Origin of the sequence: Corynebacterium yonathiae, assembly GCF_027570195.1 — a bacterium.
Lineage (GTDB): Bacteria > Actinomycetota > Actinomycetes > Mycobacteriales > Mycobacteriaceae > Corynebacterium > Corynebacterium yonathiae.
Map to the genome: position 1 here is coordinate 1 of NZ_JAKMUZ010000045.1, position 1,287 is coordinate 1,287.

The 1,287-nt window shown below is 58.7% G+C and carries 1 protein-coding gene; it reads left to right on the forward strand.

The annotated features are described in order from the left end of the window. The first annotated feature begins 103 nt into the window (after positions 1 to 103). Positions 104 to 1,282, forward strand: coding sequence for an IS256-like element IS1249 family transposase (locus L8V22_RS11595; protein ID WP_005323424.1), 1,179 nt, complete (start codon positions 104 to 106; stop codon positions 1,280 to 1,282). Positions 1,283 to 1,287: the final 5 nt, after the last annotated feature.

Below are 1,287 nucleotides of genomic sequence, written 5' to 3' on the forward strand. Positions count from 1 at the left end.
TTTCCGGAAAGTATATGCTCCGGAAGCATATATCTAGCCCCCGACGGGAAATCCTCGGTGTGGCAGCCGTGATGTGCTATGCGCGGCGTGGTGTGGTGTCGCAATGTCGAAGAACCAACCACGCTGCCACTGCGGCGGTGAAATGAAACGCAACGGCACCACCAGCAAAGGCACCACCAGATGGCGCTGCAAACAATGCGGCGCCTCCAGCGTCAAACGTCGAAACGACATCACCAACGCGGCAGTGTTCACCCAGTTCATCGAGCATTGCACCACCGCAATATCACTCGACGACCTAGCCAAACGAAACGGTGTTAGCCGCGCCACCATGAAGCGGCGCTTCAAGTGGTGCTGGCTCGTTGATGTGCCTGACCCCACCGCCGGCCACCACAAGCGGATCTACGACCAGGTATTTCTCGATGGCACCTACACCGCCGGTGGCTGCCTGATCGTCGCGGCGACCATCGACCACGTGATCGCCTGGCACTGGTGCAAACACGAAACCACCCGCGACTACCAACTGCTGCTTGAACGCATCGAAGCCCCACTCATCGCCGTCATCGACGGCGGCCAAGGCGCATACAGCGCAATCAAAAAGTGCTGGCCGACTACGAAAATTCAACGCTGCCTCGTCCACGCCCAACGCGTGGTCCGCCGCTACACTACCACCAACCCACGCACCGATGCCGGGCGCACCATCTACCGACTTGCGCTGAAACTGACCCGGATCACCACACTGGATGAAGCCGCCGCGTGGGGTGTGCAACTGCACGAGTTTTCAACGATCTACCGGGAATGGATGAACGAGAAAACCATGATCAAAGACCCCAAAACAGGTGCATGGACCCGCGTGTGGACCCACCACAACGTGCGCAAGGCCTACAACAGCCTCAACCATCTTTGGCGGTCCGAGATGCTGTTTGTCTACCTCAACCCGCCAGCAGGAGTCCTTGCGCCCGAGCGGATCAAATCCACCACCAACAGCTTAGAAGGCGGCATCAACGCCCAGCTCAAACTGCTCGCCAGAACCCACCGCGGCAGATCAGGCGAACGACAACGCCGCATGCTGGATTGGTGGCTCTACTTAAAAACGGAACTGCCTGACGATCCAGTACGAATCGCCAGGCAGTCCGACTGGGGCCAGGGCCAACTCGCCAAAGTATCCACCCTGACCCAAACCGAGAACCAAGCCGACCACGAAACAGGACGCCCAGCCCTCTACGACAACGCTATCGACACCGACTACACCCACTCAATCGGCATTCAAAAAGGCCAAATCTAACCCCC

What these genes read in the sequence shown, in the direction of transcription:
- L8V22_RS11595 (WP_005323424.1), top strand. Translation starts at nt 104, where the DNA reads ATGTCGAAGAACCAACCACGCTGCCACTGCGGCGGTGAAATGAAACGC.